At 67.5% G+C, this 23,544-nt stretch carries 21 protein-coding genes and 1 riboswitch; of the genes, 11 read left to right on the plus strand and 10 right to left on the minus strand.

Annotation, left to right across the window (positions count from 1 at the left end; all coding sequences use genetic code 11):
• Positions 1-74: 74 nt before the first annotated feature.
• Both RT91_RS01290 and RT91_RS01295 read left to right on the plus strand, forming a co-directional pair.
• The gene (locus RT91_RS01290) at positions 75-587 is read left to right on the plus strand and encodes a zinc-ribbon domain-containing protein (RefSeq protein WP_007422380.1); all 513 of its coding nucleotides are present in this window, start codon (positions 75-77) and stop codon (positions 585-587) included.
• 48 nt (positions 588-635) lie between these two features.
• Positions 636-1,667 carry a dipeptidase gene (locus RT91_RS01295; RefSeq protein ID WP_035185245.1) on the plus strand — a complete coding sequence of 344 codons (1,032 nt, stop codon included), beginning with the start codon at positions 636-638 and terminating at the stop codon, positions 1,665-1,667.
• 39 nt (positions 1,668-1,706) lie between these two features.
• On the opposite strand, the gene htpG is transcribed toward RT91_RS01295, so the two are convergent.
• The gene (gene htpG, locus RT91_RS01300) at positions 1,707-3,527 is read right to left on the minus strand and encodes a molecular chaperone HtpG (protein ID WP_035185246.1); all 1,821 of its coding nucleotides are present in this window, start codon (positions 3,525-3,527) and stop codon (positions 1,707-1,709) included.
• A gap of 137 nt (positions 3,528-3,664) precedes the next feature.
• Here htpG and RT91_RS01305 point away from each other — a divergent pair, with 137 nt between their 5' ends.
• The 5 genes from RT91_RS01305 (at position 3,665) to RT91_RS01325 (ending at position 9,297) form a co-directional block, all read left to right on the plus strand.
• Positions 3,665-6,178 (plus strand): helicase-related protein, encoded by a 2,514-nt coding sequence (locus tag RT91_RS01305; RefSeq protein ID WP_035185247.1) that lies wholly within the window; start codon positions 3,665-3,667, stop codon positions 6,176-6,178.
• On the plus strand, positions 6,165-6,461 hold the full coding sequence (locus RT91_RS01310; RefSeq protein WP_035185250.1) for an RNA-binding S4 domain-containing protein: 297 nt from the start codon (positions 6,165-6,167) through the stop codon (positions 6,459-6,461). Before RT91_RS01305 ends, RT91_RS01310 begins: the two co-directional genes overlap by 14 nt.
• A 77-nt stretch (positions 6,462-6,538) precedes the next feature.
• Positions 6,539-6,871 carry a ferredoxin FdxA gene (fdxA, locus tag RT91_RS01315; RefSeq protein WP_007421477.1) on the plus strand — a complete coding sequence of 111 codons (333 nt, stop codon included), beginning with the start codon at positions 6,539-6,541 and terminating at the stop codon, positions 6,869-6,871.
• A 209-nt stretch (positions 6,872-7,080) separates the two neighbouring features.
• Positions 7,081-7,794 (plus strand): CarD family transcriptional regulator, encoded by a 714-nt coding sequence (locus RT91_RS20045; protein WP_231295313.1) that lies wholly within the window; start codon positions 7,081-7,083, stop codon positions 7,792-7,794.
• A 201-nt stretch (positions 7,795-7,995) separates the two neighbouring features.
• On the plus strand, positions 7,996-9,297 hold the full coding sequence (locus tag RT91_RS01325; protein ID WP_007421479.1) for an Nramp family divalent metal transporter: 1,302 nt from the start codon (positions 7,996-7,998) through the stop codon (positions 9,295-9,297).
• Here the strand turns inward: RT91_RS01325 and RT91_RS01330 are convergent.
• The 9 genes from RT91_RS01330 to RT91_RS01370 all read right to left on the minus strand — a co-directional run bounded on the left by RT91_RS01330 (position 9,294) and on the right by RT91_RS01370 (position 19,093).
• Positions 9,294-10,031, minus strand: coding sequence for an ABC transporter ATP-binding protein (locus RT91_RS01330; RefSeq protein ID WP_035185253.1), 738 nt, complete (start codon positions 10,029-10,031; stop codon positions 9,294-9,296). The genes RT91_RS01325 and RT91_RS01330 overlap by 4 nt on opposite strands.
• Positions 10,024-12,006, minus strand: a complete 1,983-nt coding sequence (locus tag RT91_RS01335; protein WP_035185255.1) for an ABC transporter permease subunit — start codon at positions 12,004-12,006, stop codon at positions 10,024-10,026. The genes RT91_RS01330 and RT91_RS01335 overlap by 8 nt, the downstream gene beginning before the upstream one ends.
• A gap of 6 nt (positions 12,007-12,012) precedes the next feature.
• A complete protein-coding gene (locus RT91_RS01340) occupies positions 12,013-12,942 on the minus strand; it encodes a branched-chain amino acid ABC transporter permease (RefSeq protein ID WP_012040538.1) in 930 nt (309 codons plus the stop codon).
• 10 nt (positions 12,943-12,952) lie between these two features.
• On the minus strand, positions 12,953-14,188 hold the full coding sequence (locus RT91_RS01345; protein ID WP_035185259.1) for a branched-chain amino acid ABC transporter substrate-binding protein: 1,236 nt from the start codon (positions 14,186-14,188) through the stop codon (positions 12,953-12,955).
• Positions 14,189-14,476: 288 nt separating this feature from the next.
• The gene (locus RT91_RS01350) at positions 14,477-16,492 is read right to left on the minus strand and encodes a TonB-dependent siderophore receptor (RefSeq protein ID WP_035185261.1); all 2,016 of its coding nucleotides are present in this window, start codon (positions 16,490-16,492) and stop codon (positions 14,477-14,479) included.
• A gap of 105 nt (positions 16,493-16,597) precedes the next feature.
• Positions 16,598-16,806: riboswitch (cobalamin riboswitch) on the minus strand.
• A 35-nt stretch (positions 16,807-16,841) separates the two neighbouring features.
• On the minus strand, positions 16,842-17,525 hold the full coding sequence (locus tag RT91_RS01355; protein WP_007421486.1) for a haloacid dehalogenase type II: 684 nt from the start codon (positions 17,523-17,525) through the stop codon (positions 16,842-16,844).
• Between the two features lie 14 nt (positions 17,526-17,539).
• The gene (locus RT91_RS01360; protein WP_007421487.1) at positions 17,540-18,238 is read right to left on the minus strand and encodes a glutathione S-transferase family protein; all 699 of its coding nucleotides are present in this window, start codon (positions 18,236-18,238) and stop codon (positions 17,540-17,542) included.
• Positions 18,231-18,494, minus strand: a complete 264-nt coding sequence (locus tag RT91_RS01365; RefSeq protein ID WP_035185264.1) for a hypothetical protein — start codon at positions 18,492-18,494, stop codon at positions 18,231-18,233. The genes RT91_RS01360 and RT91_RS01365 overlap by 8 nt, the downstream gene beginning before the upstream one ends.
• Positions 18,491-19,093, minus strand: coding sequence for a TetR/AcrR family transcriptional regulator (locus RT91_RS01370; RefSeq protein ID WP_231295314.1), 603 nt, complete (start codon positions 19,091-19,093; stop codon positions 18,491-18,493). The genes RT91_RS01365 and RT91_RS01370 overlap by 4 nt, the downstream gene beginning before the upstream one ends.
• A gap of 98 nt (positions 19,094-19,191) precedes the next feature.
• Here RT91_RS01370 and RT91_RS01375 point away from each other — a divergent pair, with 98 nt between their 5' ends.
• The 4 genes from RT91_RS01375 to dnaA all read left to right on the plus strand — a co-directional run bounded on the left by RT91_RS01375 (position 19,192) and on the right by dnaA (position 23,540).
• On the plus strand, positions 19,192-19,857 hold the full coding sequence (locus tag RT91_RS01375) for a DsbA family protein (protein ID WP_012040544.1): 666 nt from the start codon (positions 19,192-19,194) through the stop codon (positions 19,855-19,857).
• A gap of 93 nt (positions 19,858-19,950) precedes the next feature.
• Positions 19,951-21,135, plus strand: a complete 1,185-nt coding sequence (metZ, locus tag RT91_RS01380; RefSeq protein ID WP_035185266.1) for an O-succinylhomoserine sulfhydrylase — start codon at positions 19,951-19,953, stop codon at positions 21,133-21,135.
• Positions 21,136-21,352: 217 nt separating this feature from the next.
• Entirely contained in the window at positions 21,353-21,625 is a 273-nt protein-coding gene (gene rpsT / locus RT91_RS01385) for a 30S ribosomal protein S20 (protein ID WP_007421597.1), read from the plus strand.
• A 442-nt stretch (positions 21,626-22,067) separates the two neighbouring features.
• On the plus strand, positions 22,068-23,540 hold the full coding sequence (dnaA, locus tag RT91_RS01390; protein ID WP_013639118.1) for a chromosomal replication initiator protein DnaA: 1,473 nt from the start codon (positions 22,068-22,070) through the stop codon (positions 23,538-23,540).
• Positions 23,541-23,544 lie beyond the last annotated feature (4 nt).

Consider the following 23,544-nt stretch of genomic DNA (forward strand, 5'->3'; position numbering starts at 1 on the left):
GCCCCGCCTCCCGGCCGCGATCAACCGGCGCGCAACGATCGCCCGGACGGTTGCGCGGCCGGAGCGAAGCTGCCATGAAAATCGTCATGCGCGCCGCCTGTCCGAAATGCGAGGCTGTCTACGAGCTGCCGGCCGAGATGGCGGCGCGGCTACCCGCCGCCGTGCGGTGCGCGACGTGCGGGCATGTCTGGGACCTGTCGCCGGAAGCGGCGGTTGACGAGGCCGGCGCGCCCGCTGCCCCTGATGCGACGGAGGCGGACGCGGCGCCGGTGGGTGACGCTGCCGGCCCCACGGCCGAAGCGACGCCCGGACCGGAGGCGTCCGACCCTGAAGGAGGCGAACCGGAGGGAGGCGAAACGGAGGCGTCGCGGGCGATGTCCGCGCCGGCCCTGCTCGCGGTCCCCGATTCGGCGCTGGTCTCTGCGGCCCGGGCGCCGGCTGTGCCCTGGCCGTCGCTGCGGGTGCAGTGGATGGTTTCGGCCGGGGTGCTGGCGGTGCTCATTCTCCTGCTGTTCGCGCTGCATGGCCCGATCGGCCGCGCCTGGCCGCCCAGCCTGCGGCTCTACGGGCTGTTCGGCCTCGGCTGAGCGGCGCCGGGGCTTGACCGCGCGCGCCGGGTGCGGCGAGGTTGGGGCATGACACATCAGGACCTCGCCGATCTTCTCGTCATCGATACCCATGTCGACATCCCCTGGCCGGAGGGGCCGGATTTCCTGAGCGACGGGCCACGCTGCGTCGATCTGCCGAAGGTGCGGCGCGGCGGGGTCGGGGCGGTGTGCTTCGCCGCCTATGTGCCGCAGGGGCGGCGCGATGCCGCCGGCCATGGTGCGGCGAAGGGGCGGGCGCTGGCGATGCTCGATGCGATCGCCGCGATGGGCAACGCACCCGGCGCCGTGCTCGCCACCACTGCCGATGCGATTGCGGCGGCGCATCGCGACGACTGTTTCGCCGTGGTGCCGGTGGTGGAGAACGGAGCGGCGCTGGGCGGCGATCTCGTAACCCTCGATGACTTTGCCGCGCGCGGCGTGCGCTACATGACGATGACCCATAACGGCCACAACGACCTCGCCGATGCCGCGATCCCGCGCGCCGAATTCGGCGATGCGGCGGTGCTGCATGGCGGGCTTTCCGAGCTTGGGCGGGCGGCGGTGGCGCGGATGAACGAGCTCGGCATTCTCGTCGATGTCAGCCATGCCGCGAAATCGACAATGATGCAGGCGGCGCGGCTCTCGCGCACGCCGGTGATCGCCACTCATTCCTGCGCGCGGGCGCTCTGCGACCACCCGCGCAATCTCGACGACGAGCAGCTCGACATGCTGGCCGCGACCGGCGGGCTGATCCAGATCACCATGGTGTCGGCGTTTCTCAAGCGCGGCGCGAAACCCTCCGAGATCGGGGTGGAGGCGATCGCCGATCATGTCGACTATGTCGTGCGCCGGATCGGGGTCGAGCATGTCGGTATCGGCACCGATTTCGATGGTGGCGGCGGCGTTGCCGGCTACATGAACGCGGCGGAAACCCCGGCGCTGACGGCGGAACTGGTGCGCCGCGGCTACGACCGCCCGGCGCTGGAGAAGATCTGGGGCGGCAATTTTCTCCGCCTGCTGCGCGAGGCGGAACGGGTGCGGCGGGAAGCGTCCGCCGGAGTTGTGGCGCTGGATCGGTAGGGGAGGGCGCCGGCCCAAGCAGACCGGCGCCGCTATGCCTCAGCCGGGCGTGCCGGTCATCCTGTCCGCCACCAGGCGGGCGAAGCGGGCGGGATCGACCGGGGATTCGCCATCCTGGATGCGGGCGAGGTCGAGCAGCAGGGCCGCCCAGTCGTCCATCGCCTCGCCGGCGGCGGCACGGGCGACGAGCCTCTCGATCAGCCGGTGCGCGGGGTTGAGTTCAAGAGCCGGCGGCGGCGCGAAGCTCGGTCGGCCGGCGCGGCGCAGCAGGCGTTGCAAGGCGAGGTCGGGCTGCGCCTCGCCGGCGGCGAGGGCGGCGGGGCTGTCGGTCAGGCGGGTCGAGGCGCGGACCTCGCCGACCTGCTCGCCAAGGGCGGATTTCAGCGCGTCGATCAGTGCCTTGAGCGCCTCCGGCGTCTCCGCGACGTCGAACATCTCGCGGGCCTGGCCGGCATGGACGAGCTTGTGCCCCTCATAAGTGCCGAGCCGCTCGGGCCAGAAGAAATCGATCTGGTCGGAGAGCAGCAGCACCTCGTAGCCCTTTGCCCGCAAGCCCTCGATCTGCGGCGAGGCGGAGAGGCGTGCGGGGTCTTCGCCGGTGATGTAGTAGATGTCCTTCTGCCCCTCCTGCATCCGCGTGACATAGTCATCGAGCGAGGTCAGCTCCTCGCCATGGGTGCTGCGGAAGCGGGCGAGGGCGGCGATTTCGTTCCGGTGGTCGGCGTCGTCATAGATGCCTTCCTTCAGCATCGGGCCATGCTGCTCGATGAAGCCGCGATAGGTCTCGGCCTCCTTCGCGCGGGTCTTGAGCTCGCCCAGCACACGGTTGACCAGTGCCTTGCGGATGCGGGCGAGGACCGGGGTGGATTGCAGCATCTCGCGCGAGACGTTGAGCGGCAGATCCTCAGTGTCGACCACGCCCTCGACGAAGCGCAGCCAGGTGGGCAGGAGCTTCGCGTCGTCGGTGATGAACATCCGCTTCACGTGCAGGCGGACATGGGATTCGCGGTCGTCCTCGGTCACCGGGAAGGGCGAGCGGCCGGGGATGAAGAGCAGGGCGGAGAATTCGACCGTGCCCTCGGCACTCCAGTGGATCGTCGCCCAGGGCTCGTCGAACATGTGGCCGAGATGGCGGTAGAAATCGGTGTAGTCCTTCTCGGCGATGTCGGCCTTGCGCCGCCGCCAGAGCGCGGTGCCCTCGTTCGCCTTCTGGAACTTGCCGTCGCGCTCGATCTCGACCGGGACGGAGATATGGTCGGCCCATTTGCGCAGGATCGTCTCGAGGCGGACGGGTACGAGGAATTCGTCGGCATCGGACTTGACGTGGAGCACGATGTCGGTGCCCGGGGTCTCGCGGGTGGCGGCCTCGATGCGGTAGCCGCCGGTGCCCTCGGAGGACCATTTGTGCGCGGCATCGGTGCCGGCGCGGAGGGAGGTCACCTCGACGCGGTCGGCCACCATGAAGGCGGAATAGAAGCCGACGCCGAACTGGCCGATCAGGTTCGGCCGGTCCTCGGGCTTGGCCTCGGCGAGGGACACGGTGAAGGCCCTGGTGCCGGAGCGGGCGATGGTGCCGAGATGGCTCGCCAGGTCTTCCGCCGTCATGCCGATGCCGTCATCGGCAATGGTGATGGTTCGCGCCGGCTTGTCGATGCTGATGCGGATGGCAGCGCCCTCGGGCAGTGCCAGGCTCTCGTCCGACAGGGCGAGGAAGCGGCGCCGGTCGGTCGCGTCGGCGGCGTTGGCGACGAGTTCGCGGAGAAAGATCTCGCGTTCGGAGTAGAGCGAATGAACCACCAGATCGAGCAGGCGGCCCACTTCGGCGTCGAACGGACGGTCGGTCGCGGTTGCGGTGTTCATCTGAAGTTCCTCTCGGCAAAATCCCTTGCGGGAAGGTCGGATTGCGCCGTGCGAGATAGGGGAGGTGCGTCACTTCTGCAATCACCTGGCGCGGCGGCGCGCCTTGCATTTGGCGGCGGAAGCGCCACACTTGCGGCATGTCCGGATTCGCCCCGCGTGTGAAGGCGGTGCTTGGCCCGACCAACACGGGCAAGACCCATCTCGCCATCGAACGGCTGCTGGCCCATTCCTCCGGCATCATCGGCTTTCCGCTCCGTTTGCTCGCGCGCGAGAATTACGACCGGATGGTGGCCGCGAAGGGCGCGCGGCATGTCGCGCTGATCACCGGCGAGGAAAAGATCGTGCCGGCCGAGGCGCGCTGGTTCAGCTGCACCGTCGAGGCCATGCCGCTGGACCGGAAGGTGGAATTCGTCGCGGTGGACGAAATCCAGCTTTGCGCCGATCCGGATCGCGGCCACGTCTTCACCGACCGGCTGCTGCACGCGCGCGGCATGGTGGAGACCATGTTCCTCGGCGCCGAGACGATCCGCCGGCTGCTCCGCCGCCTCGTGCCCGAGGCCGAGATCGAGACGCGGCCGCGGCTGTCGCAGCTGTCGCATGCGGGGCCCGCCAAGCTTTCCCGCCTGCCGCCGCGCTCGGCCATCGTCGCCTTCTCGGCCGCCGAGGTCTACGCGATCGCCGAGGCGGTGCGCACCCGGCGCGGCGGCTGCGCGGTGGTCATGGGACGGCTCTCGCCGCGCACGCGCAACGCACAGGTGGCGCTGTATCAGGAAAAGGAAGTCGATTTCCTCGTCGCGACCGATGCGATCGGCATGGGGTTGAACATGGATGTCGACCATGTCGCCTTTGCCGGGCTGTCGAAATTCGACGGACACCGCCCGCGCCTGCTCACCGCGAGCGAGGTGGCGCAGATCGCCGGCCGCGCCGGGCGGGGAATGCGCGATGGCACGTTCGGCACCACCGGCACCTGCCCGCCACTAACCGAGGAACTGGTCGGCGCCGTCGAGGCGCATGCCTTCGAGCCGCTGGAACAGCTCGCCTGGCGAAACGCGGCGCTGGATTTCGCCTCGCCCGACGCGCTGCTGGCCAGCCTGCTCGCGCCGCCCGACCGCGCCGGGCTCGTGCGCGGCAACGATGCGTCCGACGTTCTGGTGCTGTCGGCGCTGGCGCATGACCCGGCGATCCGCGAGGCCGCGCGTGGCCGCCGGGCCGTGCGGCTGCTCTGGGAGGCGTGCCAGATTCCGGATTTCCGCAAGCTCGCCACCGACCATCACACGCGGCTCTGCGCGCGGGTCTTCACCCATCTGCTGCGCGATGGCGGGTTGCCGCAGGACTGGGTAGCCGGGCAGATCGGCGGGCTCGGCCGTACCGACGGCGATATCGATACGCTGATGCAGCGGCTGACCGAGGTGCGGATCTGGGCCTATATCGCCGCCCGTGCCGACTGGGTGCGCGATGCCGCGCACTGGCAGGGCCGCGCGCGCGAGGCGGAGGACCTGCTCTCGGACGCGCTCCACGAGAAGCTGATGGCCCGCTTCGTCGATCGCCGGGCGGCGCGGCTGACCCGGCGGCTGGAACAGGCCGAGACCGCCGAGCTGCTTTCCGCCGTGACGCGGGCGGGCGATGTGGTGGTCGAGGGGCATCCGGTCGGGCGGATCGACGGATTCCGCTTCGAGCCGGACGCCTCGGTGGGCGGGGCAGACAAGCGGATCGTGCTGCGGGCGGCGCGGCGCGCCCTGGCCGGCGAGATGCCGCGCCGCGTCGCCCGGCTGGAGGCGGCGGCGGATGGCGATTTCGCGCTGGGGCCGGCGGGCGTGATCGCCTGGCAGGGAACGCCCGTCGCCCGGCTGCGGCGCGGTGCCACGCTGCTGGCGCCGGCGGTCGAGGTGATTGACAGCGAGTTTCTCGACGGATCGCAGCGCGAGGCCGTGCGCGCGCGGCTGGCCCGCTTCGTCGATGGCGTGATCGCCGAGGGGCTGGCGCCGCTCTTCGTCGCGGCGAAGGCCGCCGAGGCGGACCCGGCGCTGCGCGGCGTGCTGCACCGGCTGACCGAGCAGGCCGGCGTGCTGGTGCCGGGCGGGGCCGAGGGCGAGCTGCGGGCGAAGCTGCGCCGGATCGGCGTGCGGGATGGCGCCTTCGCGCTCTACATGCCGGCACTGCTGAAGCCGCGGGCGGCGGCGCTGCGTGCCATGCTGTGGTCCGCCTGGCACCGCCGGACGCTGCCGGACCTGCCGGCGCCGGGTCTTGTCTCGCTTCCGGCGCCGGACTGGCCGGCGGGGCTCGCGGCCTATCTCGGCTGGGTAGCGGCCGGTCCGCGGGCGATCCGGCTCGATATCGCCGAGCGGCTGGCCGGCGAACTGCGCCATGCGGCGCGCCGCCGGCCGGCGCCGGCGCCGCAGATGCTTGCCCCGCGGCTGGGCGTGGGCCACGAGGATCTGCCGGCGGTGCTGCGCGGCCTCGGCCTGCGGCTCATTCCCGGCGAGGCGATGGAGCCGGGCATGTTCGGCCCGCCGCGCCCGCCGATGGTCGAACTGCGGCGCCCGAGGCGCGGGCCGGCGCCGCCACCGCGCAAGGCCGCACGCCCGGCTCCGCCGCCCAATCCCGATCATCCGTTCGCGGCGCTGGCCGCGCTGCGGCGTGCCGCCTCCTGAGCCTTTGGGCGGCGAGGATGCCGCCTGGCAGCGGCTTGACAAGTTCCTGTTCCATGCGCGCTTCGTCAAAACCCGCGGCGTTGCGGCGCGACTGGTCGCGGCCGGCGGGGTGCGGATCAACCGCCAGATCACCGAAAAGCCACACGCGCGGCTGCGCCCCGGTGATGTGCTGACCCTCGCCCTGCCGCAGGGCGTTCAGGTCGTGCGCGTGGTCGCGCTCGGCGCGCGGCGCGGCCCGGCCGCCGAGGCGCGCCGGCTCTACGAGGTTGTTGCAGAGGACTGATGCGGGCTGGCGCCTTGCGCTGGCCGGCCGTTGGGGGCATATCGCCGGTCGATCCATCCCATGCTCAGGAGTGCCCGATGACCTATGTGGTCACCGAAAACTGCATCAAGTGCAAGTACATGGACTGCGTCGAGGTCTGTCCGGTCGACTGCTTCTACGCAGGCGAGAACATGCTGGTGATCCATCCGGACGAATGCATCGACTGCGGCGTGTGCGAACCGGAATGCCCGGCCGAGGCGATCGTGCCGGATTCGGACGGCAAGGCATCCGCCTGGATCGAGAAGAACCGCGAATTTGCCACCCTCTGGCCGAACATGACCCGCAAGGGCACGCCGCCGGCGGATGCCGATGAGTGGAAGGATCGCGACGGCAAGGCCGAACTGTTCTCGCCTGAACCGCACAAGGACTGAAGCCGTCCGCGCCGCCGGCGTTCACGCCGGGGCGGATTTGTGGTATGAATGTTGATCCGGCATCCCCGCCGGCGCTTGAGTGGCGCAACGCGCCCCCGATCGCTTCGCTATCGAGGTTCAGCATGAAACGACCCGCTTCAACCGATCCGGCCGGAGCCGGTGCGGACGTCAGAAGCAGTGCCAAGGCGACGACCCGCGCGAAGACGGCCATGAAGGCCGCCGCCGCGTCCGGCTCGCCGTCCGACAGCCCGGCGCCGCGCCGCGCCGCCAGAACCGCCGCCGAACCCCAGGCGGCCAAGACCGAGAAGGACTCACAGCCCGATATGGCCAGCCCGAATACCGCCCAGACCGCCCCCCAGCCCGCCGAAGCCGAACGCGACACCCTGCCGCCGCCAGGGCCGCGCCCCGTGCTGCCGCAGCGCGCGATCGCCAAGGCCGAGACCTTCAAGCCCGGCGATCACGTCGTCTACCCGACCCATGGCGTGGGCAAGGTGGAGCGCATCGCCGCCGAGGAGATTGCCGGACAGAAGCTGGAACTGATCCACATCACCTTCGATGAGAACCGCATGACGCTGCGTGTGCCGGTAAACAAGGCGCGCACGGCGGGTCTGCGCAAGCTCTCCAGCCGCAAGCAGTTCGACGAGGTGCTCGCCACCCTCAAGGGCCGCGCCCGGGTGAAGCGCACCATGTGGTCGCGCCGGGCGCAGGAATACGAGGCGAAGATCAATTCCGGCGACCCGATGGCGATTGCCGAGGTGGTGCGCGACCTGCACCGCAATGCCGGCCAGCCGGACCAGAGCTTCTCCGAACGGCAGATCTTCGAGCAGGCGCTCGACCGGCTTGCCGCCGAATACGGCGCGCTCGAGGGGCTCGACAAGCAGGGCGCCATCGACAAGCTGCTCGACTTCCTGAAGACCGAGTGAGCCGAGCCGGCCGGTCCCGACACCGGCCGGAGCGCAATTAGGACTGATTTTCAGAAAAATCCCGACACGGCGCCGGCCGGAGTTTTGCTCCGGCCGGCGCTTTGTTTAAGGGCGCTCGCGCGAACGCACGCCTCTTCAAAATTTTGCCTGCTGCCCTATATATAGCCTTGGCTACATTTTCATGGGTGGGCTTCGATTGCGGTGAGCGACCTTGTTTCCCGGCCTGGGCTGAGCGAACGAACGGCACGCGCCGTCGCGGACCGGCTGGCCGGGCGCGCCGGATGGCGTAACCCGCTGATCTTTGCCGGGCCCGCGGTCGTCGCCTCGATCGCGTATATGGATCCCGGCAATTTCGCGACGAACATCCAGGCGGGCGCGCGCTATGGCTATGACCTGCTCTGGGTCGTGCTGCTCGCCAGCCTGATCGCGATGCTGTTCCAGGGCCTGTCCGCCCGGCTCGGGATCGTCACCGGGCGGAATCTCGCCGAACTCTGCCGCGACACGCTGCCGCCGGCGCTGACCATCCCGATGTGGATCATCAGCGAGATCGCCGCCATGGCGACCGATCTTGCCGAATTTCTTGGCGGTGCCATCGGCATAGCGCTGCTCGCGCATTTGCCGCTGATGGCGGGCATGGCGATTACAGGGATCGTGACCTACGGTATTTTGCTCCTCGACCGGCGCGGCTTTCGGCCGATGGAACTGGTGATCGGCGCGCTCGTGGGCGTCATCGCGCTCTGCTATCTCGCCGAGTTGCTGATCGTGCCGGTTCACTGGCGGCAGGCAGCGCTGCATACGGTGCTGCCCTCCCTGCCGGATGCCGAGGCGCTGACGATCGCGGTCGGCATCGTCGGCGCCACGGTAATGCCGCACGCGCTGTTCCTGCATTCCGGCCTCTCCGGCGCGCGGGTGGCGCCGCAGGATGCGGCGCAGCGCCGGCGGCTGGTGCGTTATTCCAATATCGAGGTGCTCGCGGCGCTCGGGGTCGCCGGGCTGGTGAACATGGCGATGGTGGCGATGGCCGCCGGCGCCTTCCATCCGGCGCATCAGGGGATCGCCGAGATCGGCGAGGCCTATCGCACGCTCTCGCCGCTGCTCGGCGCCGGTGCCGCCGTGATCTTCCTGATCTCGCTGCTGGCCTCCGGCGTGTCGTCCTCCGTAGTGGGCACGCTGGCGGGGCAGATGGTGATGCAGGGATTTGTCGGGTTTTCGATCCCGATCTGGCTTCGCCGGGCGCTGACCATGATCCCCGGCTTCGTGGTGATCGGCCTCGGCGTGAACCCGACACGAGCGCTGGTGCTCAGCCAGGTGGTGCTGAGCCTGGCGCTGCCGGTGCCGATGCTGGCATTGCTGTGGTTTTCCACACGGCGGGCGCTGATGGGCGCGCTCGCGGTGCGCGGGATCACCGCCATCGCCGCGATCGGTGGCGCCATCGTGATCCTCGGACTCAACGTCATTCTGCTCCTGCAGATCTTCGGCGTGAACGTGCCGCTGCCGGGCTAGTTTTCCTCCACCTGCAGTTCGCCGAGATAGGCCTCCCGGATCGCCGGGTTGGCGGCGAGGTCTGCGGCGGGGCCTGAGAGCACGACCCGCCCGGTCTGCAGCACGTAGCCGCGGCTGGCGATTTGCAGCGCCATGTGGGCGTTCTGCTCGACCATGAAGATGGCCACACCCTGGCGGTTGATGGTCTGGATGATGCCGAACACGATCTCGACGAAGCGCGGCGAGAGGCCCATCGAGGGTTCGTCCATGCAGATCAGCGCCGGGCGGGCCATCAATGCGCGGCCGATCGCGACCATCTGTTGCTCGCCGCCCGACAGCGTGCCGGCGAGCTGGTGGCGGCGTTCCTTCACGCGGGGGAACAGCTCATAGACACGTTCGAGATCCTCGTCGAATTTCGGGCCGCGCTTGCGCGTATAGGCGCCCATTTCGAGATTCTCGTAGACCGTCATGCGCGGGAACAGTCGCCGCGCCTCCAGCACCGGGGCGATGCCGCGCCTGACCCGCTCCGAGGTGCTGAGCCGGTTGATCGGCGCGCCGCGGAAGCGCACCTCGCCTTGGGAAGGGGTGACCGTGCCCATGATCGTCTTCATCGTGGTCGACTTGCCGCTGGCATTGCCGCCGAGCAGCACCACGATGTCGTCCGGCGCGACCGAATAGTCGACGCCCTTGAGCACGTGCAGGTCGCCGTAATGGGTGTGCACACCGGCGAATTCGAGCAGGGTTTCCTCAGGCATCGACCACGCCCCGGCCGATATAGGCCTCGATCACCGCCTCGTTCCGCCGCACCTCGTCGGCCCGTCCCTCGGCGAGTTTCTCGCCATGGTCGAGGACGATCACGTTGTCGGCGAGGCGGGTGACGACATCGAGCTTGTGCTCCACCAGCAGGACAGTGAGGCCGAAATCGCGGAAGGCGGCGATCTGTTCGGCGAGTTCGAGGCTTTCCGCCGGGTTCATGCCCGCCGTCGGCTCGTCGAGCATCAGCAGGCGCGGGCGGGAGGCGAGCGCGCGGGCGATCTCGACACGGCGGCGATTGGCGTAGGAGAGTTGCGCCACGCCTTGGTCGATCCGCGGCACCAGGCGGTTGCCGAACATCGCCAGCAGTTCGAGCACGAATTCGCGCGCTTCGCGTTCCTCGGCGCGCACGCGGGGCAGGCCGAGCACCGCCCCGGCCGCGCCGGAGGAGAGATGCGTGTGCTGGCCGATCAGCACGTTTTCCATCACCGTGAGGTTGGGGAACAGGCGGATGTTCTGGAAGGTGCGGGCGACGCCGGCGCGCAGCACCTGGTCTGGCCGCAGGCCAAGCAGGTCGCGCCCGGCGAAGCGCACTACGCCGGCGGAGGGTTTCACGAGGCCGGTGATGCTGTTGAACAGGGTGGATTTGCCCGAGCCGTTGGGCCCGATCACGGCGACGATGCTGCCGGGCGGGACATCGAGCGAGACCGATTTCAGCGCGGTCAGCCCGCCGAATTTCACGGTGAGGTCGCGGATTTCGAGCGCGGCGGGCCGTGCGTCGGCGGTGGCTTCGGCGAGCCCGGCGCGCAGCCTGGCCACGGCCGGGGCGGCGCCGCGGGAGACGGCGGCGTCCTGCTGCTCATAGCTCAGCCGCACCTCGTTCCGGCCGACCGGAACGAGGCCGTCGCGCCGGTAGAGCATCATGGTCACCAGAATGATGCCGAAGATCAGTTCCGAGGCCGAGGTGAGCTCGAGATTTTGCAGGAAAGGCGAATGGATCGCGTTGCCGAGCCCCTGCACCCAGCCGGACAGGGCGGGCAGGAACCAGGCCTGCAGCAGTTCGAGCAGCACCGCGCCGAGAATGGCGCCCCAGACGCTCGCGAGGCCGCCAAGCACGATCATCACCAGCACCATGATCGAGACCGGCAGGTCGAACATGTCCGGCGTCGCGGTCTGCAGCTTGGCGATGTAGAACGTGCCGGTCATGCCGGCGAACCCGGCGCCCATGGCGAAGGCGAGCAGCTTCAGCCGCGTGGTGTGCACGCCCATTGCGCTGGCGGCGATCTCGTCCTCGCGCACCGCCATCCAGGCCCGGCCGATCCGCGAGGGTTTCAGCCGCAGCGAGATGAAGAGCAGCAGCAGCACGAGGCCAAGGCCGACGTAATAATAAGGTGTCGCGTTAATGCCGAAGCGGTAGCCGAACAGCACCGGCGGGCCGACGCCGTTCAGCCCCTCGGCGCCGTTGGTGAGCGAGGACCAGTTGCGCGCGACGATCGGCACGATCTCGCCGAAGCCGAGGGTGACGATGGCGAGATAGTCGCCCTTCAGCCGCAGGGTCGGCGCGCCGAACGCCATGCCGAAACAGGCGGCGATGACGGCGGAGGCCGGCAGCATCAGCCAGAAGGGGAAGGTGAAATGCACCGTCGCCGCCGCACCCGCGCCGAGTTTCGCGACGAAGCCGATCGCCGCGAGCGGCGCCCAGGCCGCGCTCCAGTGCGGGTGGAGCTGGAACGAGTTCAGGATGCCATAGGCATAGGCGCCAATGGCGAAGAAGGCGGCGTAGCCGAGATCGAGCAGGCCGGTGAAACCGACCACGATGTTCAGCCCGAGCGCCAGTGCGGCATAGGCGCAGCTATTGGCCGCGACGTCGATATTCGCCTGGCCGATGCCAAGGAAGGGCAGCAGCAGAAGCACCATCAGCAGGGCGGCGAACAGCGCCTGGCGCTGGCGGGGCGAGAGCAGGGCGAGGCGCTTCATCGCCGACTACGAGCGGTTGGGCGCCTGCGCGCCGAGCAGGCCGGCCGGGCGGAAGACCAGCGTGAGGATCAGGATCGAGAAGATGATCACATCGGCCCATTTCGCGGCGATGTACTGGCTGCCGATCGTCTCGATCAGGCCGATGAGGAGGCCGCCGACCATCGCCCCCGGCACGTTGCCGATGCCGCCGAGCACGGCGGCGGTAAAGGCGCGCAGACCTGCGGTGTAGCCGATGCTGTACTGGGTGAAATTGTAGTACAGGCCAAAGATCATCCCGGCGGCGCCGGCCAGGGCGGAGCCGGCGAAGAAGGCGATCATCACCACCTGGTCGACCTCCACACCCATCATCCGCGCGGCCTCGGCGTCCTGGGCGACGGCGCGCATCGCCTTGCCGAGGCGCGAACGCCTGACGAACAGGTTCAGCCCCCACATCAGCACTGCCGCGACGATCCAGATGATCACCGCCTTGAGGCGGATCGTCACCCCGCCGAGATGGTAGTCGATGCTCGGCATCGGGTCGGGGTAGTTCAGCGCCTGGGCGTTGGTCAGCAGCAGCACGACGTTGAACAGGATGTAGGAGACGCCGATCGTGGTGATCATCGCCATCGGCCCGCGCACGTTGCGCATCGGCCGCAGCGTGTAGCGCTCGATCGCGACGCCGAGCACGCCGGAGGTCACCATCGTCACCGCGAGGGCGGCGAGCAGCGAGAGCACCAGCGGGGCGCCGTGCAGCACCACCGCCTGGCCCTGCAGGCCGAACCATTGCAGCACGATGAGGCCAACGAACGCTCCCACCATGAAGACGTTGAAATGCGCGAAATTGATCAGCTCGAGAATGCCGTAGACAAGGGTGAACCCGAGTGCCAGCAGCGCGTACATCGCCCCCAGGCTCAGCCCGTTGACGAGCTGCTGGAGAAAAACCGCCATTCCGGTCATGGGCGCCGCGTCAGTGCTGCGGCGCCACGCCGACGTATCGCATCTGCTTGTTCAGGTCCCCGAGCGGGGCGGACTTGTCCTGGTGGAACTGGAACACGGCAACGATGTGGCTGGTCATGTCGCCATACTTGTCGAAGCTGATCGGCCCCTGCAAGCCGTTGACATGCACGGTCGCGATCGCGTCGCGGACATTGGCGGCGGTGAGCGGCTTGCCTGCCTTTTGCACCGCCTTGATGCCGGTGATGGCGACGAGGGCGGCGTCATAGGCGGTGATGGCGTAATCGTCCGGCGCGACGCCGTAGGTTTTCGTATAGAGCTTGACCCAGTTCGCCAGCTTCGGGTCATCGACCACATGCGGCGAGGCGTTGGTGCCATACCAGCCCTCGGCGGCGGGGAAACCGGCGGCCGTCATCATTTCGGGGCTCAGGATGCCGTCGCCGCCGCCTTTGATCACGTGCGGAATGATCTGGTAGCTCTGCTTCACGAGCTTCACGCCGGCCTGCATCGTGCCGCCGTAATAGAGCGAGGCGGTCTTGGTCGCGGCAATCTTGGTGAGCACGGCGGAATAGTCGGCGGCCTTGGGGTCGAGCCGGTCGCGGCCGAGGACCTTGATGCCCTTCTTCTTCGCCTGGGCTTCGAAGGCGTTGGCGAGGCCGACGCCGTAGGCGCCGCTGTCATCGAGGATGTAGACGCTCTTCACCTTCAGGACCTCGGCGTAGAAATTCGCCATGTTCGGGCCCTGATAGGCATCGGTCGTCACGGTGCGGAAATAGATCGGCTTGCCGCCCGGATCGAACTCGCCGGCATAGGCCGGATTGGTGATGTCGGGCGCGGTGGACGAGGGGGTGATGGTCGCGAGATTGGCCATCGAGAGGATCGGCGCCATCGCCTTGCCGGAGCCGCTCATCTCGGGGCCGACATTGGCAAGCACCGTGCGCGTGCCGGCCAGTTTGCGCGCGTTGGTGGCGGCCTGGGCCGGGTCGTACTGGCCGGCAGTCGCGGTCGCGTTGTTCAGGATCATCGGCTCGAGGCGGATGTCGCCGAGTTCGCCGCTCTGGTTGGCGAGCTTGATGGCGAGCTGTGCGCCGTGAAGAATGAGGTGCGCGGCCTCGGCATCTGCGCCGGTCAGGGGCAGCGTAATCCCGATGTGATAGACCTTGTCCGCCGCCAGGGCGATGGGACTTGCCGAGGCGAGGATGAATGTTCCCGCCGCTCCACGCAGAGCTTTGCGCCTTGATAGTGCCATTGGTCCCGTCCTTCTTGCTTTTGTGAGATAGCTGCCATGCGCAAGGTAAACAGCTCGTGAGCGAAGGCAAGTGTTTTTTGGCTCCTCCACCGCGTCGCCGGCAACTGCCGCAAAAAAAAATGGCGGCCACGAGGCCGCCAAGTTTAGGGAGGAAACGTCCAAGAAAGCAGACAAACGACTGATCGTTTGCTGCGTCGCACTATATGGCGGAATCGCTTTCCCGTTCAAGAATTTTGTGCGCCGCAGCATATGTATTTCATGAATATGTCTTATGCGGTGAGCAAAGGTTCAGCCGCCGATGGTTCCCCGCAAGCCGAAAAGGAAGTTCTGCCCCGGAATCTGCAATCCATTCACGGGTTCGAATGCCGAGTTGGTAAGGTTGCGACCGATCGCGAAGAGGGTGAGCGCGCGGCTGATCCGGTAGTTCACCGCGAGATTGACGATCGTGCCGGGCTGGGCGAGGCCGACGCCGCTCGGATTGCCGGAGGTGATCGGATAGCCGGAATTGGCGTAGAGGAAATCCGAGAAGCGGCCGACATAGCGGATGGCGGGCTCGATCGACAGCGCCGGGATTGGGCGGATCGAGAGGGTGAGCGATCCGGCGTTTTCCGGCCGACGCAGGAGGGCGGTGCCGGTCGCAGCATCGCGGGCGATGGTGCGGGTATAGTCGATCTGGCCGGAGAGCCAGGGGGCCGGCGCGAAGCCGATGCCCGCCTCGATGCCGTGAATCCGGGCGCGGGCGACGTTTTCCTCCGTGCTGGTGCCGTCAGGCAGGGAGGTGTACTCGAACAGGTTCGAGATGTCCTGGTGGAAATAGCTCATCCGCAGCGTGATCGCTTCGGGCATGCCGAAGGCGGGCAGCACGGTCTCGAAGCCGAACCGATAGCCAACCGAGTGTTCGGGGTGGAGGTTCGGGTTGCCGTGATAGCCGTAGCTGTCGATGCCGTGCAGGTCGTAGAGCGAGGGGGCGAGAAAGCCGCTGCCCGCCGAGGCTTTCAGCCGCGTGTCGATTGCGGGTGCGGCGAGCACGAGGCCGCCGCGCTCCGTCACCACGGTGCCGTAGCCGCTGACCGAATCCGCACGGACAGCGCCCTGCACCGACAGGTGGCGCGCTATGGTGGCCTGCGCGCCGAAATGCCCCGCGGTGGTGGATTGCGAGGCAGCGAGGCTCTGGAGGTAGGGATAGCCGCCAAAGCTGGCGTTGTAGTTTTCGACCGCCGTATCGTGTGTGGTCTCGATGCCGGCGACGAGCGTCGGGTCGGTCATCGGGCCAAAATCCGGCAGGCGGATCACGTTGTTCCACTGGATCACAGTGCGATCGCCGCGATAGCCGCTGTCGCCGGCGAACTGGTTGGGGTCGGCGGGATCGAGCAAAGTCAGGTAGCGGCGGTCGTCCTGGATGTGGGCGATGTCGAGTTCGGTGATCAGCCGGTTGTCGAACAGGTGCGACTTCACGCCGAAGCGGAAAAAGACATTCGAATCGAAGCTGTTTTCATAGGGATCGTCGAAGATCGGATAGCCGAGATCGGGATATTGGCTCCCGGTCTGCCGCGCGCGGACGATCAGCGAGATCCGCGTGCCGGCGACCGGCGTGTAGCCGAGATTGATGGCGCCGAGCTTGTAGCGGAACGGATCGCGATGCGCGGCGTAGACGGCGAGGCGCCGCGCCGTCGCGTCGAACCCGGCTTGCTCGATGACTGAGCCGGTGATCGCGTAATCGAATTTGCCGCTCTGGCCGGAGAGTGTGACGCTGCCTTCACCCTGGCCGGGAAAGCCGCCGGCGAGGTCGTAATCGACATGCGGCGCGCCGTGCCCGCGCTTGCTGATCAGGTTGATGACGCCGCCGATCGCGCCCGAGCCGTAGAGGCTGGACATCGGGCCGCTGACCACCACGATCCGCGCAATATCGCCGATGCCGGAATTGCCGAAATTGAACGCGCCGTTGGCCACCGAGGGATCGTTTACCGGCACGCCGTCGCGCAGCACCAGCACGTCTTCGGAATTCGTGCCGTCGATGAAGACGGAGGTCTGCGCGCCCGGCCCACCCGATTGCACAACGTTCAGGCCGGGAACCGCCTCGAGCGCCTGGGCCAGGGTCGTCACGCCGCGCCGGCGAAGTTGCGCCGCCGTGATGACCGTGACCGATGCGGGGGTGTCGGCAATGGGTGTCCGCACATAGGAGGCGGTGACGGTCTCGATCGGCACGGTGCCGGCGGGAAGCCGTGCGCTCTGGGCGCGGGCGCCGACGAGCGCCCCGCACAAAGCGAGGGGGACGAAAAAGATGTGTCGCGCGAACTCGCGCATGGAAAAACTCCGGTCCGGCACCCGGCGAGGCGGGTGTTGCCATCAGGGCGACCGAAGGCTTCGGGACTTCACCCTTCGCACCCGGTTCACCCCGCCCGGACGCGCGCGCATGGTCTCGGGACCGGCCGGTCTCCTGGCTCGCGGGTCATGGGCGCGTTCGGCCTTCTCGCGGACGGTCTGCGCCGCCTCGCAATGGCCGGGATGAACGCGCCTCGCCGCTCACAGTTGCGGGGGCAGCCGCAGCCGGGGCACGATCTCGCCCTTCTGCGTTCCCGTTTCAGCCCTTGCGGGCCACCGATTCCTATCCAGATCATTATGCCGCCGGATCGGGCGGCGCAAGCGCGCCGGCTTAGCCGAGGCCGAGCAGGCCGGGCAGGGCCGAGAGATCGCTGATCGCCGCATCGGGCGCGCCAGGCAGCCGCTCCGCCGGCTGCCGCGCCCGGTTGCACCAGGCGACGCGGAAGCCGAAGGCCGAGGCACCGTAGGCATCCCAGCCATTCGAGGAAACAAAGCAGACTTCCTTGCGCTGGACCCCGAGCCGCGCCGGCACCAACTGGTAGACGCGCGGATCGGTCTTAAACACGCCGACCGCCTCGACCGACAGCACATGGTCGAGCACGTCGCCGAGCCCGGCATGGGCGATGGCGGCGGCGAGCATCGCCGGGGTGCCGTTCGAGAGTATCGCCGTAGCAATCCCCTTCGCCTTCAGTGTGCCCAGCGTCGCCTTGACCTCCGGATAGGCCGAGACGATGCGGTAGAGAGCCAGCAGCGCGGCGCGCCGCTTGGGGTCGGCGAGGCCGGTCGCCTCCAGCGCGAAATCGAGCGCGTCGGCGGTGACGGTCTCGAAATCGGTGTAGAGGTTCTGCAGGCTGCGCAGCCAGGTGTATTGCAGCTGCTTGTCCCGCCAGAGTGTCACCAGCGCCGCGCGGCGGTCATCCGGCACATCCGGACAGCGGGTGACGGCGGAGCCGAAATCGAAGAGCGTGCCATAGGCGTCGAACACGCAGGCGCGGATACCCTCGATGGCGGACATCGGCTTCCTCCCGTTCAGGCGGCGACTGGCAGGAGCCGAGCCAGGCCGTCATAGGCGTCGAACATGCGCCCGCACCAGGCGTGCAGCGTGTCATCGGCGGCGAGGATCTTCACCGGGGACGAGGCGTGCGCCCAGAGGAAGGCGCTGAAGGCGACATGGTCGGCATAGTTCGGGGCGTCGCCGGCGAGAAATTTCTGGTCCGCCAGCGTGCTGCGCAACGGCCGCAATGTGGTACGGAGCGCGTTCACGTTGTCCTCGCGCGCCGCCCGCAGCGCCCCGACCGTCGTGCCGAACGCGGCCTCGCGCGTCGAGCGGTAATAGTCGCGGTCGCCCTCGTGCAGGATGTCGACGAGGTCGGGCAGGACCACCTTCGCAATGGCGGGATGAAGCACCTCGCTGGTCCACTGGTTGACGAAGCGGGCGAGGCCGCGGCCGGCAGCGCCGCCGAACAGGCTCGGCCGGTCGGGATAGGTATCCTCGAGATAAAGAGCGATGGTCCAGCTGTCATGCACGTGGCGGGTGCCATCGACCAGCACGGGCACCTTGCCCTGGCCGGAGAAGGCGATGGCGTCCTTTTCCATGAAGCGCCAGACCACGGTCTCGCAGGGCAGGCCCTTGTGCGCCAGCGCGAAGCGGGTGCGCCAGCAATTCGGGCTGAACCGGACGCGTTCGTCGGCGCCGGCGAGATCGTAGAGCTTCAGGGGTTCACGCATCAGGGCCTCCTTGCCCGCGGGCCGAACGAGTGCGCCCGCGTGTCGCGGATACGGTCGGCGTGTTGTTGATCGTCTGCGCCAGATCGCAGGCGCGCCGCGCGGCAATTGCCGTGAACCGGCGCTTCAGGTTGGGAAAATCGTCGAGGGGGTGCCGATGCCGCGCTCGCGGCTCGATCCGGAAATCGAGCCCGGCCTCTTCGAGCAGGATCGCGGTCTGGCGGCCGTTCGGCGTGGTCCGGCAGTGAAGACCGCTCATGGAGTCCCGGATCCGCCGGGATGAAGGCGGCTCATCGCGTCGGCGACCAGCCGGTCGAGCCGGCCGGGGTCTGGATCGAGGCGCGCCAGGGTGCGCAAGGCGAGAACGGTCGCGAGGAGGAGTTCCGCCTGCGCCGGAGGTTCGATCCCGGCGGGCAGGCGCCCCTGGTCCCGTGCGTGTTCAAGCCGATCGCGAAAGAATGCTTCCAGCTGGCTCAGCCGGGCATGGACCTGAGCGCGGGCCTCAGCCGAAATCGGTCCGCCATCCATCGCGCTGTTGACCAGCAGGCACCCCATCCGATGCGGGTCCTGCGCCGAAACATGGCTCAGATGCGCGAGAAGCCCGGCGATCGCCGCGATCGGATCGTCTTCGGCGGCAAACCGTTCAAGAAGCGGCACCATCATGTCATCGGCATAACGGTCGATAGCGGCGCGGAACAGGCCGTTCTTGTCGCCATACCGATGATAAAGCGCAGCGGCACTGAGCCCCGTGGCCTCTGTCAGGTCGCGCAACGAAGCCCCGGCATAGCCCTTGCCGAGAAAGATCGGGATGGCCCGATCGAGCAGGTCTTCGTTTGTCAGACTGCGTGGGCGCGGCATCGGGCAGCTGTACTGGTTTGAATCATCGTCCACCATGATATAATGTAACGTTTGCTACAAAACAACGTGTCTCGGGACCGCACTAGAAGCCAGCCAACATGATGACTCAACCGCATCTCGTCTACTTTGCAGACCCTATGTGCTCCTGGTGCTGGGGTTTCGCGCCGGTGATCAACGCCATCCGCGGGAGGTATGGCGAACGCCTGCCGGTTCGTCTGATCGTTGGCGGGCTGCGGCCCGGCACGACCGAGCCGATGGACGAGGCCGCCAAGGCCCGCACCCGCGGGCATTGGGAGCATGTGCGGAACGCGTCTGGTCAGCCTTTCGATTTCTCGTTTTTCGACCGCGCCCGCTTCGTCTACGACACCGAGCCGGCTTGCCGTGCGCTGGTGGTGGCCCGTCGCCGCTCGATGGCGGATGCATTCGACCTTCTCGCCGCCATCCAGCGTGCTTTCTACACCGGGAACGAGGACGTCACGAATCCGGTTGTGCTTGCCGGAATCGCAGCACGGCTCGGCTTCAACGCGAACCAGTTCCGCGATACGCTCTGTTCCGACGAACTCGGTGCCGAAACCTGGCAGGATTTTGCGATTACCCAGCAGGCCGGCATCACCGGGTTTCCCACCCTCATCGCGAGTTCCGGCACCGAACACGAGTATGCCCTCGTGACCGAAGGCTTTCAGCCCGCGGCTCGGCTGGTTCCAGCACTTGGCCGCTGGCTGGGGGATACGTCGCTCTCTGGCGCCGCCGCCCTGGCGGGCTGATCGGGGCGGCCCGCCTGCCGCCGGCGAAGGGCCGCGCGACAGCGTTCTGCCGGTGTGGGTTGCCGTCCGGCGCGGGCAGGATATAGACGGAACATGACCTCACGCATCTATCGTCCCGCGACCAACCTGGTTCATGCTGGCCAGGTCAGGTCCAACTTCGCCGAGAACGCCGAAGCGCTCTACCTCACCTCCGGCTTCGTCTACGATAATGCCGAGCAGGCGGAAGCGACCTTCAAGGGTGAGATCTCCCATTATCAGTATTCACGCTTCGGCAACCCGACCGTGAGCATGCTGGAGGCCCGGCTCGCGACCCTGGAGGGGGCGGAAGCCTGCCGTGCCACGGCGACGGGAATGGCCGCGGTCAATGCCGCCCTGCTCGCCCATCTCAAGGCGGGAGACCGCGTGGTCGCCTCGCGCGCGCTGTTCGGCTCGTGCTCGTGGATCGTCTCCACGCTGCTGCCGCGCTACGGGATCGAGAGCGTCTTCGTCGATGGCGGCGACCTTGCGGCGTGGGAGGCCGCGCTGGCGCCGGGAGCGGCGCTGGTGCTGCTCGAAACCCCGTCGAATCCGATGCTCGAGATCATCGACATGCGGGCCGTGGCGGATCTTGCTCACAAGGCCGGCGCGATCGTGGTGGTCGATAACGTTTTCGCGACCCCGCTGCTGCAGCGGCCGCTTGAATTCGGCGCTGATGTGGTGGTCTATTCCGCGACGAAGCACATGGACGGCCAGGGCCGCGTGCTCGGCGGCGCCGTGCTTGGCAGCAAGGACTGGATCGACAACACGCTCCAGCCCTTCACCCGCAATACCGGCCCGGCGATCTCGCCGTTCAATGCCTGGGTGATCCTGAAGGGGCTGGAGACAATGGCGCTCCGCGTCGGCCAGGCCTCGCGTTCGGCCGCGGCCATCGCCGACCATCTTGCCGGCCAGCGGCAGGTCATCCGCGCGCTCTACCCTTTCCGGGCCGATCATCCGCAGGTCGATCTCGCAAGGCAGCAGATGAGTGCCGGCGGCACACTCGTGACCTTTGAACTCGACGGCGGCAAGGACGCGGCGTTCCGCTTCATGAACGCGCTCGAGCTCATTGCGATTTCCAACAATCTCGGTGACTCGAAATCGATGGTGACGCACCCGGAAACCACCACCCATTCGCGCATCGCGCCGGCCGAGCGGGCGCGCCTCGGGATCAATGGCGGCACGATCCGCTTCTCGGTGGGGCTCGAGGATGTCGCCGACCTGATTGATGACCTTGATCGGGCGCTGGCGGCGCTGAAATGAGGCGTCGGCGGATTGAGCGCGGTCCGGTCGCTCGGCAGGGCCGCCGTCCGCTACAAGTGACTTGCCCGGATGCCTATGAGCGGCAAGGGCAGCGGCTTCGCGTCTTGATGCTTGACGCCCGCTTCACGCGGCGATAAGCACTCTCCCACACGGGCCGCGGCAAATTTCGCTGCGGCCTGTGGTTTTTGTTCCGTTTACAGGAAGAGACAGTTCGCCCATGGCCAACATCGCATCGGCGCAGAAGCGCATCCGTCAGACCCTTGTGCGCACCGCTCGCAACAAGGCCCGTCGGTCGCGCGTGCACAGCTTTATCCGCAAGGTGGAGGAGGCGATCGCGACGGGCAATCACATCGAGGCGCGGACGGCATTCATTGCCGCGCAGCCCGAACTGCAGCGCGCCGTAACGAAGGGTGTGTTGAAGGCCAACACGGCTTCGCGCAAGCTGTCCCGCCTGTCGGCGCGTGTGAAGGCCCTTTCGGCTTCGGCCTGAGGTCTGTTGCGCGCCTCGCTGGCGCGTCATACAATCGTAACAATTCGAGTGTCTTGGCGGCTGTTCCTTGCGGCCGCCCGCGCTCGTTTGTCCCGGTTCGGTTTTATTGTGATAGCGTCTCGCAACAGCGAATATAATGTCGCTGCAACTTTTGCTTGTGAGATGTTTTCGAGATTTTACCGTGGAATGATATTCCCTCACTTCAAATGGGTTGGTCAATCATCTGATTTAATGGGCAAATTTTTAAAGATGCACATTATATCAGCAAAAAATCGAACCTGTTGGGTCTTGCGCAGGGTGCCGGACTTGGCCTAGTTTTGGGCCTCAAGATGACGATCAAATGACGAAAGCTTGCCTGGTCGAGGGTTTTTTCAACCGTCGATTGCGGGAGCGGGGTTGTGCGGCCGTATGGCGGAAATCGCTATTCGGTTGAGCTGGGACGATGGCAGGACGGGGAGCGGTGCGCTTGGACACGCAAACTTGGCAGGAACAGGGGCTCGAAACCCGGTCTCCGGGACGCACGCGCGGTGAAATCAGCCAGGATGAACTGGCGCACCAGTGGAGCCGTGTTCGCGGCCGACTTCAGGAAGAAATCGGCGAGGTCGAGTACCGCAACTGGTTGCGGCAAGCCGTGCTGCATGGGCTCGACGGCGATGAAGTGACTGTCATGCTGCCGACCCGCTTCCTGCGTGACTGGGTGAACAAGGAATATGGCAACCTGCTGACCGCGTTCTGGCAGGCCGAGAACCCGGCGGTACGGCGCGTGGATATCCGGACCCGGCCGGCCGGCACCAGCGAGCGCGCGCCCGACCTCGCCGAGGTGGAGCCGAAGACCGCGATCGCGCGGCCCGCCGCCGCGGCGCGCCGCGAGGCCGAGGAACGCCCGGACATGAGCGCGCCGCTCGACCCGCGCTTCACCTTTGATACATTCGTGGTCGGCAAGCCGAACGAATTCGCCTATGCCTGCGCGCGCCGCGTCGCCGACGGGCACGCGTCGCCGGGGTTCAATCCGCTGTTCCTCTACGGCGGTGTCGGTCTCGGCAAGACCCATCTGATGCACGCGATTGCCTGGGAACTGTCGCAGCGCTCGGACGAGGTCACGGTCGCCTACATGTCGGCCGAGAAGTTCATGCACAAATTCGTCAGCGCCCTGCGCCGGCAATCGACCATCGAATTCAAGAACGAGTTGCGCAGCGTCGATGTGCTGATGGTGGACGACCTGCAGTTCCTGATCGGCAAGGATGGCACGCAGGAGGAATTCTTCCACACCTTCAATGCGCTGGTCGATTCCGGCAAGCAGATCATCGTCTCGGCCGACAAGTCGCCGTCGGACCTGTCCGGCATCGAGGATCGGCTGCGCACGCGGCTCGGCTGCGGCATGGTCGCCGATGTCCATGCCACGACCTATGAGCTGCGCCTCGCGATCCTGGAGGCCAAGGCCGCGCGGGCTGGCGTCGTCGTGCCGGGGCGGGTGATGGAGTTCCTCGCGCAGAAGATCACCGCCAATGTCCGCGAGCTCGAAGGGGCGCTGAACCGGCTGATCGCCCATGCCAACCTGTTCGAGCGCCCGGTGACCCTCGAGACGGCGCATGAGGTGCTGCACGACCTGCTCCGCGCCTATGACCGCAAGATCACGATCGAGGAGATCCAGAAGCAGGTCGCCGAGCATTACAATATCCGGGTCAGCGAGATGTCCTCCGCCCGGCGCGCGCGCAACATCGCCCGGCCTCGGCAGATCGCCATGTATCTCGCCAAGCAGCTGACCAGCCGCAGCCTGCCCGAGATCGGCCGGAAATTCGGCAACCGCGACCATACCACCGTCATGCACGCGGTCTCCAAGGTGACCGAACTGATCGAGGCCGATCCCGATTTCGCCGAGGATGTCGAACTGCTGCGCCGGATCCTGACCGTCTGAGCCG

Source organism: Acidiphilium sp. JA12-A1 (genome assembly GCF_000724705.2).
GTDB classification, from domain to species: Bacteria; Pseudomonadota; Alphaproteobacteria; order Acetobacterales; family Acetobacteraceae; genus Acidiphilium; species Acidiphilium multivorum.